The following is an 18,482-nucleotide window of genomic DNA, read 5'->3' on the forward strand; positions in this document are numbered from 1 at the left end:
CGAGACGAAGGGCGGCGATCCACAGATTTCACACCAGGCGAAAACCTCCGGACAGACCATGCATCGACGAACGAATTTCCCGGACCGGCTGCGGCGGATGGGCCGCGTGCTGGCATTGGCATTGGGCCTCGCCACGGCGCCGGCCGCCACGGCAGCGACGATCTCCCTGACGGGGCGGGTGCCCGGGGTGGCCGGACTGACGATGAACGTGAACCGGCCCCCGGGGACGGGGATTCTCGGCAGCGGCGTCACGGACATCGAAGGGCGGTACACGATCACGTTCCAGGAGCCGGGCACCGGGCCGATCAGCTACACCGTCCAGCCGGCGAACGGGTCGGGTCTTTCCTATTCCCCGGCGAGCCAGCCGGTGACCGTCCTGGTGAACTCCTCGTTCGGTGTGTTCTTTGGAACGGTGCCGGACCTCTCGGGAACGTTGAACCTTTCGGGCCAGATCCCGGCCAATGGGGCGCCGGTGTCGGTGGCGCTCGAGGTGCCGGTCACACCGATCGGCGTGGCGCAATTGGCCAACCCGGCTGCGGCGACGGTATTGACGGTGCGGACCAACGTGGACCTGGCGATGGTCACGCAGTTCACCACCACGGCGGGGGCCTTTTATCCCGGGGGACCGACCGACCGGTTCGGGTTGGTGGGCGAGACGACCTTCGTGGCAACCAACGGGGGGGGGTACCAGTTCTCGATCAGCACGGATGACGGCGGGCGGATGGCCATCGAGACCTTGGGGGGGACCTCGCTGCTGGAGATCGGGACGGACGGGGTGCATGCGATGTCGCCCAGCTCCGGGAGCGTCTCGCTCAATGCCGGGCAGACGTACCGGGTGCGGATGCGGTATTTCGAGGCGACCGGGGATGCTGGAATCCTGATCGCGTGGGTACCTCCCGGGGGCAGCTTCCAGCCCTTCCAGCCCCCGCAGGGGTGGACGGTGACGTACTACGACCTGTCGCGATTGCGGGGCACGACGACGGCGAACGCGAGCGGCAACTACTCGTTTTCACGGACGTTTTCCGAACAGACCGGCGGCGTGACGCTGCCCTTGTCGGGGGTCACGCTGAGGCCGACCTACCCCGGGTTCTCGTTCAATCCGGCGGTTCGGAGCGCGAACGGAAGCGGGACCACCTACCACTTCGCCGTCGCGTCGTCCCCGCCGACGATCCAGAGCGTGCCCAACCAGACCACGCCGGAGGAGGTGCCGAAGACCGTCTTCTTCACGGTCTCGGACTTGCAGACCCCGGCGGGGAGCCTGGTGGTGACGGCGACGTCCTCGAACCCGTCGATCGTGGCGGCGGGCGACATGCAACTGGGGGGGAGCGGAGCGAACCGGTCGATCACGCTCAGCCCGCGTCCGAACGCGACCGGGACGACGTCCATCACGCTGACGGTGCGGGACGGGGAATCGCTGACGGCGAGCACGAGTTTCAACCTGACGGTGAACAACGTGAACGACGCGCCGATCGCGGGGTCGCGGTACGGACTGGTGTTCGACGGGGTGAACGACGAGGTGGTGGCGCCGGCATTGGTGATCACCAACCGGTCGTTCACGATCGAGGCATGGGTGAAGCGGGCCGGGACGGACCGGTGGGACATCGTGGCATGGCAGGGTCAGGGTGCGTTGAACCAGGGGATGCACTTCGGGTTCCGGGACAACAACCGGTTCACGTTTGCGTTCTGGGGGAACGACCTTGACCAGCCGGTGCCCTTCACCGGCACCGGATGGCACCATTGGGCGGGAACGTACGACATCGAGACGGGGCTGCGGCGGCTGTATCTCGACGGGCAGTTGGTGGCCCAGGACGCGACGACGAATGCGTTTGTCGGGGTGTCGCCCTTCCGGCTGGGGCGACGGCCGGCGGGCGGGCATTACTTCGAGGGCGGACTGGACGAGGTCCGCGTGTGGTCCGTGGCGCGGAGCCAGACGGAGATAGCCACGAAGCGGTTCGAGCCGCTGGTCGGGAACGAGAGCGGCCTGCTCGCCTACTGGCGACTGGACGAGGCGGGGACGATCTTCGCCGCGGATTCGTCGGGCAACGGCAGGCATGGAGCGCTGACGTATCCCGGCGGGCCGGAATGGGGGGAGCCGGCGGACGGCTTCGGCAACTGGCTGGTTCCGGAGGATTCCCCGGGCACGCCGGTCTATCTGCCGGGATACGATGTCGATTCGCCCGGGATCACCTACGAGATCCTGTCCGTGTCGGAGGGCCTGTTCAACCGGACGAGCGGGAGCGTGTCGAACCTGACGCACAACCCGGTGTTCTACACGCCGCCGGAGAACTTCAACGGGATGGTCACCGTGCAGTACCGGGTGAGCGACGGCCCGTTGCAGGACACCCACACCTTCCAGATCGAGGTCCTGGACCTGAACGATCCCCCGTTCATCTCGGTGATCCCGGACCAGGTGGTGCTGGAAGACATGGTGCTGGGCCCGATTCCGTTCACGGTCAGCGATCCTGATGACCCGGCGGAGAATCTGCTGGTCAGCGCGAGCAGCGGGGATCTGGCGCTGGTGCCGGCGGGCGGGCTGGTGCTGGAGGGCAGCGGCGAGAACCGGTCGGTGACGGTCATTCCGGCGGCGGGCGAGTCAGGGACCGTGGAGATCACGCTGACCGCCTACGACGGGTATCTGAGTTTCGAGCGCCGGTTCCAGGTGCGGGTCGAGCCGCGTCCGGCGTACAAGATCTTCGACCTCGGGGCGCTGCCCAACCGCCCGGTGGCATTCGGTGCGGCCTTGAACGACAACGGCGCCGTGCTGGCCGATGCGGCGCAGAACGCCCAGGGGCAGTCGCGACGGGCCTTCGTGTTCAGCGGGCTGGAGTCGGGGAGCGGCCTGATCGAGGTCGGGACGCTGGCGGGGACGACGAGCAGCGGGTCGGCGTTGAACGACCTGAACGAAGTGGTGGGAACTTCGCCGGACGGCGCCGGACGGCCGAGGGCCTTCCTGCGGAGCGCGGCGGGCGGATTCGAATTGAGGGACCTTGGGACGCTGGTGGGCGGGGACCGGAGTTACGGGACGGCATTGAACGGCGAGGGGGCGGCGGTGGGATACGGGAACGTCACCGGGGGCAAGGATCGGGGGTTCCTGTTCGTGGACGGTCCATCGCTGGTGGAGCTTGGGCCCCTGCCGACGCATGGCGATGCGAGCCGGGCGTGGGGGATCAACGATTCGAACCTGGTGGCCGGGGTGTCGTACGACGCCTCGGGGCGCGGCCAGGCGACGCTCTGGGGGGCGGCCACCAACGGGCTGGGTTTCCTGCCCGGGGGCGACGACAGCGTGGCGTACGCGATCAACCGGTTCGGATGGGTGGTGGGATCCGGCAACACGATCGAGGGCGGGCAGGCTGTGCGGCGGGGATTCCTGTGGAACGGCGAGTCGCTGATGAGCCTCGGGACGCTGCCCGGCGGACGGGACAGCGAGGCGCGGAGCATCAACCGGTTCGGGCAGGTGGTGGGATCGGCCGTGGTGTCGAACCAGTCGAGGGCGATCCTGGTGAGTGCGGGCCAGATCTATGATTTGAACGAGGTGGTCCCGGAGGAGGACCGGCTCGCGTGGCGGCTGACCGAGGCTTCGGGGATCAATTCGCGCGGGGAGATCGTGGGGAGCGGGACGTTGAACGGGGTGCCCCGGGCGTTTCTGGCGGTGCCGGCGAACCTGATTGGGAGGAAGGTCACGCGCCCGGCCGGTTCGGTGGCCGGCGTGCCGCCGCAGATCGAACTGTTGCAGTCGCAGGTCGGCGACACGCCGCAGAACGCGTTTCATTTCAGCCCGGCCACGGGCTGGCTGTACGCCATCCGTCCGGTGACGGCGCGGGTCAAGTGGCCCACCAGCACCAATCCGCTCGACACCAACGCCCCGCCGATTCCGGTGCTCAACGTGAACGTCTGGCCGCGTCAACCCCAGGTCCACATTGCCGGGGCGCCGGTGGAGACCGAGCCGGCGATCACCGGGTTCGAGTATGCGCTTCAGACCCTGCTCCACACCACCAGTGCGGGGGCCAACGTGGATGGGAGCACCAAGGTGTTCACGGCCGGTGAACCCGGGTACTCGGTGCTGTACTACCTGCAGAACTTCGGGCAGCCCTCGGACTCGGTGCTGCAGGCCCCGTACTTCGAGGTGGTGCGGACCTTCCGATGGAACGACCCGCGGGTGCTGACGCCGGCGGTGGACAACGTGACCCTTCCGATCGGGCAGCCGGTGACCAGCGCGTTCCACCGGGACCACCCGGGGCGCAACGGCTGGATGCACTTTGAGCGGTCGCCGTATGACGGCACGGGCCCGGAGCGGGCGTACGATCGGGCGACGCGAACGGGGGTGCTGCTGCCGGTCAACCGGGACACGGCATCCGCCCTCGATGATTTCGTGGTCATCTGGTACGCCACGAACACCATCCGGGTGGCATGGGCGCACCAGCCGGTGCGGTACAATCCGGTGTGGCCGATCGACGCGCCACGGATCGTGATTGCCAGCACGGAGGGGAGCGGGCCGCTGGACTTCGCGATCTACGGGGCGACGCTGCGCGTGTACAACCAGCCCGATGCGGGGCTGCCGGGATTCAATCCCAACGAGGAGCATGCCTTGATCGCGCCGGCGAACGGGGGCGGGGGTGCGGCGCTGTTCGCCCTGCGCAACGATCTGAACCGGTTCCACCACCACTCCGAACCGTACGCGCTGCTGAAGTACCGCGAGCCGGCCAGCGGGCAGTGGCGGATCCAGCCGTTCGAGGTGGTGGCCGAGGACGCCTTTCACCGGTTCGAGTATGCGGGGGTGGCGGGCAACGAGATTGCGCCGCCGTACCCGCTGCCGCTCCTCAATCTCTGCGAACCGTCGCACGGGGTGAGCGGGCCGTACTGGGAGGACTACAACGGCCGCCTCTACGCGCGGGCGGCGGGTCACGACGAGAATCTCACCGCGGACGTGGTGGCCCGGTGGTGGTATCCGCGGCAGCCGGCGTTCTTTTACGATCTCGACGGCGACGGCGAAAGCGACGTCCAGGCGGGAAGCTGCCTGGGCCTGCTGGAACACCGGCAGAGCGGGAACCCGTCGCAGTTGCCGGTGGACGTCCGTTACACCATCCGCTGGCCGGACGCCCCGGTGCTGCAGATCGGCGAGTCGGTGTTGAGGGCCAAGCGGGGTCTGCCGGACCTGCTGCGGTTTGCCAGCGCCGAGATCATCTGGGATTCCTCGAACCCGACCATCGATCTGACCGGGGCGAATCTCCTCGAGTCGGCGGTGCGCCTGTTCGATCCGCTGGGCGACCGGATTCTCAAGGTGCCCGAGCTGGAAGGATTGGCCGTGCCGGGGGACCAGTTCCAGGTGCCGGCTGCGATCAAGACCTCGATCCGGGCCGGGAAGGTGCGGTTCGACGATCTCCCGCCGGACATTGCGGAGCGCCTCGCCTACGATCCGCTCAACAAGTGGTTCATCTTCTCCGGGGTTTTCGACGAGACGCGCACCGCGGGCGAGCCGTTCTACCTGCTCAACATCCTCACCGAACGCGAGCGCGAGCGGATCAAGGATCTGGATGGCGCGACCGGCAGTTCGACCGACTGGGACAAGGCGATCGATGCGTTGTACGACCTGACCCGCAACCCGAACCAGGTCGATCTGGATCCGCGGGACGGCCAGCCGGACCGGGCGCTGCGGGTGGGCCTGATCACCAACGCGGCCGGCGATGTGGTGCTCGAGGCGCTGCCCGAGACCAAGGCGCTGTCCGCGGCGATCGGCAATGCGCCACCGCCGGAACCGCGTCCGGGCCGGGCGCTGAGTCTCAACGGTTCGGGGGCCCATGTGAACGCCGGGGCCTCGATCGAGCTGGCCGGCCTGAGCTTCGCCATCGAATTCTGGGCGCGACGCGCGACCGCCGGGGCCGAGCACCTGGTGATCGGACAGGGCACGGGCACGCCGTTTGGGGGGATCGAAGCCGGGTTCCGGGCGGACAACCGGTTTGTGTTCAGCTTCCGCGAAACCGGCGCCGACGTGCCGCTGGTCACCGCGGAAACCACGGCCGCCGATGCGTGGCACCACTGGGCCGTCACGTATGACGCTCTCACCGGGCAGCGCGTGATCTATCGCGACGGTGTGGCCCTGGCCAGCGACACGGCGGCGGCGGGGTACACGGGGTCGGGGACGTTCTTCATCGGGCGCGGGGTGACAGGCGGATTCTTCGCGGGCGAACTGGATGACGTGCGGATCTGGAACCAGCCGCGGACGGGATTCACGGTGGCGAAGGACCGGAGCAAGCGGCTGCTGGGAACGGAGGAGGGGCTGCTGCGATACTTCCGGTTCGATGAGGCGTCGGGTGCGGCGCTGGACAGCGGGACCGTGGGGTTGTCGGGGACGCTGGCGGGCGGGGCGACGCGGGTGGACTCGACGGCGCCGACGGGGATTCCGCCGCGGTTCGTGACCGTGGCGGAAAACAGCGACGGCGAACTGAAGCTGCCGGTGAGCCTGCATGTCATCCGGATCGATGACGGGCCGTTCACCGGGCAGCTCAACGACATCGCCCCGGCCAACGTGTTCAGCGAGATGATCTCGGTGCGGCACAGCGCCGACTTCGGGGCCGAGCCGGAGCGGTTGACCTTCGAGTGGTGGTATCGCCCGGACGGGATCGGAGTGGACCCCACGGATCTGCCGGTGGTGGATCCGGTGACGGGCGATGTGACGGATCCGAGGGGCTGGCTGCTGTTCACGGCCTACACGCCTCCGGACGGGCGCGGGGTGAACTACGTCACGTTGGGCGACGGAGGAATGTCGAGCCTGCTGACGCTGGGCGACAACTGGCTGGTGATGCGGTACCGCGGGTTCAATGTGAACGGGGCCATGCCGTGGAGCGAGTGGGCGGGGGATCCGTCCGGGGGACCGACGGCGCGGGCCAAGCTGGTCGAGGGCTGGATCAAGCGGGTGATCCGGGGGTTGAATCCGTTCGATCAGCGGATCTCCGATTTCCATGCCAACGACGTCAACACCTTCGCCTCGATGCTGGTCCAGGCCGGGCGCCGCTACGAGGGCGACATCGCCTTCAATCCCGAGGGCGACGCCATCAACAGCATCGGGTTGATCGAGGCCTACGAGACCGTCCTGCGACGCGGGCGCCGGCTGAGCATCGACGGGACGCCGGCGGTGAACTACGACGCGGCGAACAACGCGCTGCTGCTGGTGGCCTCCCGGATCGCCGACCTGTACGTCCTGCTGGGGAACGAGGCCTATGCGGATGCCAGCGATCCGACCATCGGGTTTGCCACGGTGGATGGCGAATACGGGACGGCGGCGACGTCGATCTTCGCCTTCCAGAACCAGCTCGATTCCCTGCTCGAGGAGGAACTGGCGCTGTTGCGCGGGCGCGACGATCGCGGGGCCGGGGTGGGCGCGTCGCCGGTGTACAACCGGCTGTTCTGGAACTTCACCCTGGGGGACGGCGAGGTGGCCTACCAGCAGGCGTACAACGTCCACGATTTCAACGAGGACGGCTTCATCGACGAGCGGGACGCGCGGATCATGTACCCGCAGGGGCATGGCGACGCCTGGGGCCATTACCTGACCGCCATCAAGACCTGGTACGAGCTGCTGCGTCACGAGAACTTCACCTGGGTGCCGCGCGCCGAGAATGTGCTGGTGAACGGCGTGGCCGTGCAGGTGGATTTCCTGGATGAGCGGAAGTTTGCCCGCACCGCCGCCGCCCGGGCACGGGCCGGGGCCGAGATCGTGAACCTGACCTACCGGCTCAACTACGTGGACGATCCGGAGGGCCAGTGGCAGGGGTACGAGGACACCGATCCGGGCCGGGCATGGGGCGTGACCGACTGGGCGCGGCGGACCGGTCAGGCGGCGGTGTTCGACTGGATGGTGGCCAACGCAATCCTCCCGGCGGTGGACCCCGACCCCGCGAACACGGGGATCACCCGGATTGACCGGACCACGGTCCGGGAACTGGGCGAGATCGAGTCCAACCTGCGCGAGATCCAGATGCGGATGGACGAGGCGGACGTCGGGCTGAACCCGCTGGGGGTGGCGAAGGGGGCGGTGCCATTCGACATCGAACCGCAGCCGATCACCGAGCCTGGCTCGTACCGGGAGACACACTTCGAGCAGATCCAGGAGCGGGCCATGAAGGCGCTGGGCAACGCGGTGAAGATCTGGGACGAGGCGAACAAGTTCACGTCGCTGCTGCGCCGCAACCAGGACAGCGCGGAGAAGTTCATCCCCGAGGTGCGGGCCCGGGAGCGGGTGTACCGCAACGAACTCATCGAGATCTTCGGATACCCGTACGCGGGCGACATCGGCCCGGGGCGGACCTACCCGAGCGGGTACCAGGGGCCGGATCTGTACCACTACATGTACGTCAACACGACGGAGATCACGGGCGAGAATGCGCCGCCGTCGCCGGAGTTCACGGCCTTCTTCAAACCGCTCGAGGACGGACATGACGGGCATGTGTTTTTTCCGGGATCGGACCGGCGGTACGACGTGGACACGGTGGAGACCTCGGTGCTGGAGGTCCGGTATCCGCAGGTGGCGGGGGCGTACACCTTTGCGGCGCCGGCGTCGTGGGGGCAGCGGCGGGCGCCGGGCGAGCTGCAGGAGGCGCTGGCGGCGATCGTGCAGGAGCAGGCGCGATTCAAGGTGGCGCTGCAGGACTACGACGGCGTGATCCGTGACATCGAGGACGCGGTGGATCTGCTGGAGGCGCAGAAGGACGTCAACCGGCACCAGATCGAGGTGCTCGGTTCCAAGCTGGCGGTGATCACCACGATGAACCTGGCGATCGCCACGTTGCAGGCCACCCAGATCGGATTGAAGCGGGCGGCGGAGGAAGTCGACAAGGGCTTCACCGGAGCGATCCAGGGATTGCCGACGGTGGCGGGCCTGGCCACCGACCCGTCCTTCAGTGCGCGTCTGCAAATCGTGGCGGTGAGCAGCGCGATGCAGACCGGCTTCAACATCGGAGCCGACGTGGCGGAGGTGGCGCAGAACTTCGTCGAGGCCGGCAAGGAGACGGTCGAAATGGCCACCGAGTTGTCCGTGTTCATCGAGACGAGCGACTTCGAGGTGACGCAGCGGGTCCGGGCGATCGAGGCGCTGTTCCGTCAGGAGGCCGGCAAGCGGATCGAAGTGTTCGCCCAGCGGGAGAACCTGATCCAGGCGATGGGGCGCTACCGGTCCACGCTGGCCAAGGGGGAGCGCCTGCTGGAGGAACTGGTGCGGTTCCGGAAACAGGCGTCGGCCGAGACCACCGAGCAGCGGTACCAGGACATGACCTTCCGGATCTTCCGCAACGACGCGCTCAACAAGTACCGGGCGGCGTTCGACCTGGCCGCCCGCTACGTGTATCTCGCGGCGACGGCCTACGACTACGAGCTGAACCTGCTCGGCACGGATTCGCGGTCGGGCCGCGACTTCCTGACCGACATCATCCGGCAGCGGGGGCTGGGCCAGGTCCTGGACGGGACGCCGATGGTGGGGGTGCCGGGGCTGGCGGACCCGATGGGGCGCATGGCGGCGAATTTCTCGGTCCTGCGCTCGCAGTTCGGACTCAACAACCCGCAGCTCCAGGCGGCGCGATTCTCGCTTCGGGAGGAGTTCTTCCGGATCGGCGGGAGCGCCGACGCGGATGCCCTGTGGCGCGAGCAGTTGCAGAGGGCGCGGGTGGCGGATTTGTGGGCGCTGCCGGAGTTCCGGCGATACTGCCGGCCGTTCGCGCCGGAGACCGGCGGACCCCAGCCCGGGCTGGCGATCCGGTTCCCGACCACCATCACCTTCGGCTTGAATCTGTTTGGATGGCCCCTGGGGCCGGGGGACAGCGCCTACGATCCGAGCCTGTACGCGACCAAGATCGGCGCGGTGGGCGTCGCCTTCGAGGGCGAGGACGCGACGCGCGTTTCTCAGACCCCCCGGGTGTACCTGGTGCCGGTCGGGCTCGATGTGATGCGCTCACCGACGGGCAGCGATCTGGCGACGCGGGAATGGCGGGTGCTGGATCAGGTGGTGCCAGTGCCGTTCCCGATCGGGGCCAGCTCGCTCAGCGATCCGAACTGGCACCCGAAGCTGGATGCGCTGAGCGGCAGCTTCGCGCAGGTCCGGCGGTACGCGAGCTTCCGCGCCTTCCACGACTCGGGGCTGTACAGCGACGCGGAGATCACCCGCGACTCGCGTCTGGTGGGGCGCTCGGTCTGGAACACGGAATGGGTCCTGATCATTCCGGGCGGCACGTTGCTCGCCGATCCGAACCTCGGGATCGAGACCTTCATCGACACCGTGAACGACATCAAACTGTCCTTCGAGACCTACAGCTACTCGGGGAACTAGAGGCATCCGATGACTGATCCCATCCACATCCCTTCGAGGCATCCCATGACGCTGCGGTCCTTTCACAAAGTGTCGGCCGATCCCGGTGACCGCGAGACAAGCCCTGCGCGGGGCGGGTTCCCTGAGCCCTGCCCGAAGGGGAAGCCGATGACCTGGCAGCGCGTGCTCGCCATCGTCGTGACGGTCGTCGGCCTGGCCTGGACCTCCGCCACGGTGCGGGCGGAGATCCCCGAGCCCGACGTCGTGCTCTACGGCTCCATTGCGCTGGACGGCGGTCCGGTGGGCGCGGACCGCACCGACGTGACGGTCGAGGTCCGGGCCGCGCCGGGCGGCCCGGTGCTGACCGGGTATCGCATGGGAAGCGAGGCCGCGGCGGGGAACTTCTACCTGGTGCGCATCCAGGTGGAGGCCTTCGCGCCGGTCCGCGACCCGGGCGCCGTGGCCCTGGGTTCCACCGTGCATCTGACCGTGCGCGATGCCAGCGGCCCGCGGGACGAGGCCACGCATTCCCTCGCCGGGCGCGGACAGATTGCGCGTCTGGATTTCGGCGATGTGGACACCGACGGCGACGGGATGAGCGACGCCTGGGAGCTGGCGTATTTCGGGTCCATCACCGGCGCGAATCCCCATGACGACCCGGACGGGGACGGACGATCGAACCTGACGGAGTTCCTCCAGGGCACGGATCCGTTGACGCCGGACGGCTGGCATCCGGCGGATCGGAGTCCGGCCGACTGGGCCATCGACATCCGCGAAGTGACCGAGTACGCGCTGGCATGGAAGCTCGGCGAGGCTTGGTCCACGGAACCCTACGTGATCCCGGTGGACTACGTGACACGGGCCAGTGCCCTCTGGGTGGGCGGGGAACACTATGCCTTCGAGAACGATCCTCCCACGACGGCACCGCTGTGGTGGGTCAATGTGCCGCCGCCCGCCATGCCGGCGACACACGGAGCCGCCGGATCCGGGACCCCGGGGGAGGGTGTGGATGCGCCGGAGGGCGAGGAGGGCGAGGAGGGTGAAGCGGGGCGGGTGAGGGCTCAACTATTGGCGGACGCGAGGGCGGTCGCTGCAGAACGTGCAGAAGGCGCCGCGTCCACTTCGGGCCATCGGCGCGCGGCCCCGCATGGCCTGCCCGGGGCGCCGGAAGCCCTTCGCGCCTGGTCCGAGGAACCGGCGTTGTACCGCACGGTACAGGTGACCCTGCAGGTGCGGCCGTCGTCGGGAACCCGGGCGTTCGCGGTCGAGGAGACGCCACCGCCGGGTTGGCGGATCCGCTACATCAACTCGGAAGGCCGGCTCGACACCCGGCAGGGCCGCATACGGTGGGGTCCGTTCTACGGGGGCGAGGCGCGGACCCTGGGTTATGAACTGACGGCCCTGAACGATGCCGTGCCGGAGTTTGCAGGAACCGCGTCGTTCGATGGGGCGAGCGTGAGCGTCGGTGGGGTGGGATCGAACGGCGGAGGGTCGGCGGGCGTCGCGCCGGGCCTGTCGGCACACGCCACCGCCGAAGGTCTCACGCTGACGGCGCGGGGCGCGGCGGGAATCCCCTACCGGGTTGAGTTCAGTTCGGATCTTACGCATTGGATCGACGCCGGCTCGGTGACGACCGACGCCTCGGGCGAGGCGCGGTTCCTTGTGCCGCGGGATGGGAACGGCGCCGCGTTCTTCCGTCTTCGCGCCGACTGATCCCCTGGCCGGCGGCAACTCGCGCGACAGCCATGAAAGAACGTTCGAAGCCGGCTGGGCAGAGGAGGACCGTCGTGAAGTCCCTGGCCCTCGCGGATCGGCGGAAGCGCCCCTGACGATGTCCAAGTCGCTGCATGGATTCCGGACAGGTCGGTCCGCCCGTCCCGCAGGTCTCCCGCAGACTGGCGAAGGGGCGGACACGGCTGTCCGCGCTCGGAACGAAAAGGGGGTCTGCACCGTTGGCGTCCTTCGTGGGAAGGGCGATTCGTGGAGGTTCGTGTCGGTCTGCCTGATCGGGTTGCTGGCGGTGACGGTGACCGGGCCGGTTGCGGCGGGCGGGGTGGAACGGACATTGCCCGCCGCCTACACGCCGGGAGCGGGGTTTGGCGTCGTGCTGACGGTCGAGCCTTCCGGAACGACCGGGGTGTATGCGGTCGAGGAGACGGTGCCCGCCGGTTGGGCTGTGACGTCGGTGAGCCATGGCGGGAGTTTCGATGATTGGGTTGGCCGGGTGAAGTGGGGGCCGTTCATGGAATCGCCGGCGTTGAGCCGGTCGTTGTCCTATGTCGTGACGGCACCCGCCGGGTCGGGGGGGGCGGGGGTGTTCTCGGGGCGAGCGCAGTTCGATGCGGTCCTGGTGGAGGTCTCCGGGCCGTCGAGTGTGGGACGCTTTCCCGGGGCGCTGGCGCGGGCGTTGCCGGCGTACTATGTGGCGGGAGAGGAGTTGGAGGCGATCCTGACGGTCGAACCGGCGGACGATTTGGCCGCGTATGCGGTCGAGGAACGGGTGCCGACGGGCTGGACCGTGATCGACGCCGGGGACGATGGCGAATGGGACGGTGCGACGGGCCGGATCAAGTGGGGGCCGTTCACTGAAGTGGAACCGGGGCAACGGACATTGGTCTATCGCGTGAGGGTGCCCGTCGAGGCGACCGGGACGGTGAACTTCGCGGGGCGGGCCGTTTTCGACGCGGTCGTGGTGGCGGCGGCCGGCCCCTCCCTTCTCGATCCGCAACCCAGCGTGGTTCGACCGGCGATGCCGGTGACCTTCGAGCCGGGAGCATCGCTGGCGATCGAGGCGGAAGTGATCCCGGCCCCGACGGTCCGCGCCTGGTCGCTGGAATGGAAGGTCCCGGAAGGCTGGACGGTGGGTGAGGTCAACGAGTCGGGGGTCTGGGATGCGGCGAGTGGCCGGTTGAAGTGGGGGCCCTTCGTCGAGGAATCATCGTCGGCCAGAACCCTGGGGGCCACCTTGACACCGCCGGCGGATGCGGACGGCGTGTTCGGGTTGGAGGGCTTGGGCTGGTTCGATGCCGTGGCGGTCGGCTTCGAGGTCGGGACCCGGCGATACCGGGAGCATGAGGACCATGCGCTGCGACGCGCGTTGCCTGCGGAATACTGGGGCGGCGAGGCGGTGCGGGTCTCGCTGGAGGTGACGCCGAGGGATGGCACCGGGGTGGTCGCGGTGGAGGAGACGCCGCCCGCCGGGTGGTCCGTCGTGCCGGGCAGCGTGACCGGCGGCGGTTTCCACGATGCGGCGCTGGGCCGGGTCAAGTGGGGACCCTTCCTGGCACCCGACACGGGACCGCGCGTGCTGGAGTACGAGGCCCTTCCACCACCCGCCGCGCGCGGTGAAGCGCGATTCGCCGGGCGGGGAGAGTTCGGGGGGATGACGGTGCCGACAGGCGGCGACGATGCGATCCAGGGACCCGCAGGATACCTGGTCCGGACATTGCCCCCCCGATACACCGCCGGGGTCGAATGGGTGGCCCGGATCGAAGCCCGGCCCGCGCCGTCCATCGATGCGTATGCCGTCGAGGAATCGGTGCCGGAAGGCTGGGCGTTCATCGAGGCGACCGAGGGAGGCACCTATGACCCGGTCGCCGGACGCATCAAGTGGGGCCCGTTTCCGGACGGCACACTGCGAACCCTGACCTACCGGATGCAGCCCGTCGCGGGGCCGGACACCGCGCAGTCCTTTGCAGGGCAGGCGGCGTTCGAGGGCGATCTGGTGGCGGCCACCGGGGATTCCGGGGCAATCCGGAACGCCCCGCCGCTGGCCATCCCGGATTCCGCGGGGCGCGTCGCCGGGGAACTGTTCAAGATCTCGGCCATCAAGCTCACGCTCAACGACAGCGATCCGGACGGTGACCTGCCGATGGTGACGGCCGTGGATGCCTTGAGCGAGAACGGGGCGGATGTCGTGCTCGACTGGCCCTGGGTCTATTACCTTCCGTTGCCGGGTGATGATCGCTCCGATCGGTTCCGGTACACCATTGATGACGGCTTCGGAGCGACCGCCTCCGCCTGGGTGAACTTAACGGTCCAGTCCCCCGCCGCGACCGTGCAGAACATCGTGTCCATCGAAACGCTGCCTGACGGGTCGCGGCGCATCGTGTTCATGGGGGTGCCGGGTTACACGTACCGGATCGAGGGCAGTCCGAACCTGGTGACGTGGGAGTTGTTGGGAAGCCGCGGGGCGGGTGCCAATGGCCGGTTCGAGTACGTCGATGAGGACGCGCCCGATCATCCGACGCGGTATTACCGATCGGTATGGCCATGAGCAGCGACGCGCTTCGCGAGGCCGCAGGGGATTGGAGCGATGGGGTGTGGACTCGCGGAGCTCGTCCCTCCGGAGGGTGAAGCGGGGTGGTGAAATCGGAGGGCCGGGCTCTGCAAGGCCGGCAGGGGATTGGAGCGAGGTTCGGCGCAGATGATTGTTCGTAGTAGTTGTATGGCGTTAGATGAGTTGAGTTAATCGCGTTGCGTATGATCCATTCCTTCGTTACCCGTGCATTCCTGACCGCAGGACTTCTGGCGGCCGCTTCCGCGGCTCAGGGCGTGATTTTCGAGTCGTACCGGTTCACCGATTCGCCGTTGCCGTTGAATCCGGTGGATGGGGGCGGCGTGCCGGTGACCGACACCCGGATCCTCGACTCGAACATCATTGCGTTGACCGACGTGAACGTCGTTCTCCGGCTGACCAACCCGACCCAGGGCGGGGCGTACAACGGGGATTTTCTGGTGACCCTCGTCAACGACAACGGGTTCGCCGTGTTGTTGAACCGGGTTGGGCGGCGGGACGGGGTTCTTCCCTCGGAGACGCTGGGGTACTCGGACAACGGGTTCGACGTGGTCTTCGATGACGACGCGGCCAACGGCGACGTGCATGTGTACCGGTTGACGCTGGAGGGTTCGCACACCGCTCCGATCGATCCGTTGTTTAATGCTCCGCTGACGGGGACGTGGGCGCCGGACGGGCGGAGCCCGCTGGCGGGAACGCCGGTCATCGGCGTTCCGCGCACCGAACTGCTGTCGTCCTTCAATGGGTCTGCGGCGAGCGGCGCATGGACGCTGTCGGTGGCCGATCTCAACGTGGGTGGGACGGCAACCTTGTTCGAGTGGGGCCTGGATCTCGTCGGGACCCCGGTGCCGGAACCGGAATGGGCCGCGGTGGTGCTGCTGCTGGGAGCGCTGGGCTGGCACCGGTGGATGCGGCGGTCGGGTGCGGCGCGGGTGTGACCGTGGGCGGGCAGGTGCCGTGACGCACGATTCGGGCGTGCGTTGCTAACTGCGGAGGCGGATGCTCGGTGGCGAGGTTCGCTTCCGCTGACGGGCTTCGAGGCGGTTTCCCATGGGGCGGGCGCGAACCAACCGCCAATCGGGGCTCATAAAGGAATCCCCTGGACCCGGGCAGGGGCCATCGCGGTTGAGTCGGCGCGTTCAAGGGCCCATGCCGGTGACGTTGGCGACCCCCAGCGAGACCGCCCCGGCGGCGACCAGCTTGAGGAGGAGCGGAAACGCGAAACGTACCCAGCGGTCATAAGGCACGCCGGCGATGCCGAGGATGCTCATGAGGACGATGTTGGTCGGGACTATCAGGTTGGAGAAGCCGTCGCCGAACTGGTAGGCCAGCACGACCACCTGACGGTCGAGACCGAGGAGGTCGCCCAGCGGAGTCATGATCGGCATGGTCACGAAAGCCTGGCCGCTGCCGGAGGGGATGAAGAGGTTGAGGACGGTTTGGATGAGGAGCATGCCCACGGCGGCCACGTGGGGGCCTGCATGCTGGAGCGGTTGGGAGAGGCCATGGACCACTGTGTGCAGCACCTGGCCGTCCTCGAGGATCAGGGCGATGGAACGGGCAAATCCAATCAGCAGGGCCGTCGGCGCCAGATCCGCCGCGCCTTCCGCGAACCGCCGGGCCGTGGCATCCGCTCCGAGCCTGCCGACCGCGCCGGCCACCATGGCGAGGCCCAGAAACAGGGCGCCCAATTCGGTGAGATACCATCCAGCCGTGGCGATTCCGCCGACCATCAGCAGGAGCGTGGCCAAAGCGATCAGGGCCACCAGGCGACGGCGACCGTCGAGGGTCGGGTAGGTGGCGGCAGCGTTTGGTGTTTCCGCGGGCCCAGGGGGATCTGGTACGATCGGCGACCGGCGGGCGTGGCGCCACACATGATGGGCGCCGATGGCGATGAAGGGGAGGAACAGGGCAAGTCGGAAGCGGAGCCCCGAGGTGGGAGGCAGTTCCGCAATGCCTTGGGCGATCTGGACGGTGAAGGGATTGAGGGCCGCGACGCCGTAGCCAATGGCGCATCCCCCCATCAGCACGCCCACCGAAGCCACGGGTGCGAGCCCGAGGGCGGTGCCGAGGGCGACGACCATGGCGGTGACCGGAATGTATTCCTCGGCCATGCCGAGGGCGCTGGACCCGGCGGCGAAGGCGGTCATGCCTGCCACGATGAATCGGTTGGGTCGTCCGGCGGCGCGTCGGAGCGCCCAGCCCAAAAAAGCGTCGATCGCCCCCGTTGCGCGCAGGACCGACACCGTGCCGCCGACAAGCAGGACGAAGAACACGATGTCCTGGGCGGCCGCCAGAGCCCGCGGCACGGCCGTCAGCAGGGCGGAGGGAGGCAGTCGCACTCGTTCGGGGGCGGGGGTGTAACTGCCAGGGACCACAAGCGACCGTCCCTCCGCGGTTTCGGTGGTGTCGAAACGTCCCTGAGGGAGCAGCCAGGTAGCCAGCCACGCTGCCAGCATCATGGCGAAGAGCAGCACCAGGGTGTGGGGAACACGGAGGCTTCGGTGCATGGCGGTGGCCCGTGCGAGGCGTGGCCGGGAAGGTAGGCACCCGGATGCCGAACGGACAATCCGAAGCTTGCCGTGGCCACCCCCATTCCCCCTGGTCCGTAGCTCCCCTCGCTACCTCAGGTGAGAACCCGTCAGGATGGCGTCAGTCGCGGCGGATCCGACGCCATCGAAGACCAAGCAGAAGCGGGACCAGGGCCAGCGCGCCGGCAACGTAGGTGGAGGGCTCAGGAACGGGAACCGCGCTGACCTTGATGAGCATGTCCTGATAGTCCTTGTCGCCGCCGGTGACCGCCAGGTCCTCCCAGGCAAGGAGGTATTCCCCGGCCTTCCAATCCAATTGAGTTCCGGCAGCCAACGCCCAGCTTCCGAGGCCGGCGGCGTCGAGGTAAAGGGTGCGATTCTCGTCGGTCTTCAGGGTGACCATCTGATCGAGGCCGTGCGGATTGTCGCTTTGCCTGGAGTACCAGGTGGGGCCGTTGACGGTGCTCAGGTAGAAGCCGAACTGGTTGCCGACCGCCAGGCTGTTCGCTCCCACCGTGGCCGTGCCACCCGTGAAGGTGATCGATTGGGAGACCAGGCCAGAATCGGTGCCTGAAAAGATCTCGAGCGTTTCCTTGGTGGAAAGATTGTAGATGCCGAAGCGGTTGATGTTCCGATTGCCGGCGATCTCGAGGATCAGGACAGCCGTGGCGCTGTCGTGAATGGTCCAGACCTGATCGGTGACGCCGGGTCCGGTGTCCTGCACCCTGTTCACGGGGGCATTGGCGTCGTAGGAGGGATCATTGAGGATCGACCTCATGACATCGACCAATGTTCCCGGGGGAGAGCCATCGGAACTCCCGGAGGTGGCGACAGGTGTCAGGGCGGCGCCGGCGGTGACGGTTGCCGCGAAGATCGCCGTGAGGGCGACCTGGAATGGGTACTTCATGGACTTGCGTTGGGTGGTGCGACGCTTGGGAGGGACGACGGCGGGATTCCATGGCCCACCCGACTCCATTCCACGGCGCGAACGCGGTTCGTAACTACGCGGATCACTTAAGCATTTCGGGTAGTTGGGTGCTGCCAAGTCCTGGAGAAAGTGTGGGTAGTATTGGGACGGGAGGCAGCGTCCTTGCGTGTGCGGCGGGAATGGGGATGCGTGCCGTGGGGCCGAAAGGAGGGGGGTAGTCCGGGCGGGCGGGGTCCAGGAATCGCCATCGGCGTGTGCCGCGTCGTGAACATCGGCTCTTGCGATTCCGCCGGAGTGGGGCACGGTCCGCGGTGCTTCGCGTTGGGCGAAGCGGGGAGGTCAAGTCTCTCGAACCCTGAGGCAGGGCGCTCCTTCAGACCGATCCCGGCGGGACGATGTACAGGCCGGGCACTTCCGTTTCCGATGATCTCTTCA

Annotated in this window: 6 protein-coding genes; 4 read left to right on the forward strand and 2 right to left on the reverse strand. The window is 68.0% G+C overall.

Annotated features, from left to right (window positions below; genetic code table 11):
* Window positions 1–58 precede the first annotated feature (58 nt).
* From KF833_02245 to KF833_02260, 4 genes are all read left to right on the forward strand, one after another.
* On the forward strand, window positions 59–10,312 hold the full coding sequence (locus KF833_02245) for a hypothetical protein (GenBank protein ID MBX3744105.1): 10,254 nt from the start codon (window positions 59–61) through the stop codon (window positions 10,310–10,312).
* Window positions 10,313–10,321: 9 nt separating this feature from the next.
* Window positions 10,322–12,004, forward strand: a complete 1,683-nt coding sequence (locus KF833_02250) for a hypothetical protein (GenBank protein ID MBX3744106.1) — start codon at window positions 10,322–10,324, stop codon at window positions 12,002–12,004.
* A gap of 118 nt (window positions 12,005–12,122) precedes the next feature.
* Window positions 12,123–14,567 carry a hypothetical protein gene (locus KF833_02255; protein ID MBX3744107.1) on the forward strand — a complete coding sequence of 815 codons (2,445 nt, stop codon included), beginning with the start codon at window positions 12,123–12,125 and terminating at the stop codon, window positions 14,565–14,567.
* A 206-nt stretch (window positions 14,568–14,773) separates the two neighbouring features.
* Entirely contained in the window at window positions 14,774–15,526 is a 753-nt protein-coding gene (locus KF833_02260) for a hypothetical protein (protein ID MBX3744108.1), read from the forward strand.
* 201 nt (window positions 15,527–15,727) lie between these two features.
* On the opposite strand, the gene KF833_02265 is transcribed toward KF833_02260, so the two are convergent.
* Both KF833_02265 and KF833_02270 read right to left on the reverse strand, forming a co-directional pair.
* Complete coding sequence (locus KF833_02265) at window positions 15,728–17,098, reverse strand: YfcC family protein (GenBank protein MBX3744109.1); 1,371 nt, start codon at window positions 17,096–17,098, stop codon at window positions 15,728–15,730.
* A gap of 142 nt (window positions 17,099–17,240) precedes the next feature.
* Window positions 17,241–18,026, reverse strand: coding sequence for a hypothetical protein (locus KF833_02270; GenBank protein MBX3744110.1), 786 nt, complete (start codon window positions 18,024–18,026; stop codon window positions 17,241–17,243).
* Window positions 18,027–18,482: the final 456 nt, after the last annotated feature.

It is taken from the genome of Verrucomicrobiia bacterium (assembly GCA_019634625.1).
GTDB lineage: Bacteria > Verrucomicrobiota > Verrucomicrobiia > Limisphaerales > CAIMTB01 > CAIMTB01.

Coding starts and splice junctions, on each gene's coding strand:
- KF833_02245 (MBX3744105.1), top strand. CDS start 59: ATGCATCGACGAACGAATTTCCCGGACCGGCTGCGGCGGATGGGCCGC.
- KF833_02250 (MBX3744106.1), top strand. CDS start 10,322: ATGACTGATCCCATCCACATCCCTTCGAGGCATCCCATGACGCTGCGG.
- KF833_02255 (MBX3744107.1), top strand. CDS start 12,123: ATGTCCAAGTCGCTGCATGGATTCCGGACAGGTCGGTCCGCCCGTCCC.
- KF833_02260 (MBX3744108.1), top strand. CDS start 14,774: ATGATCCATTCCTTCGTTACCCGTGCATTCCTGACCGCAGGACTTCTG.
- KF833_02265 (MBX3744109.1), bottom strand. CDS start 17,098: ATGCACCGAAGCCTCCGTGTTCCCCACACCCTGGTGCTGCTCTTCGCC.
- KF833_02270 (MBX3744110.1), bottom strand. CDS start 18,026: ATGAAGTACCCATTCCAGGTCGCCCTCACGGCGATCTTCGCGGCAACC.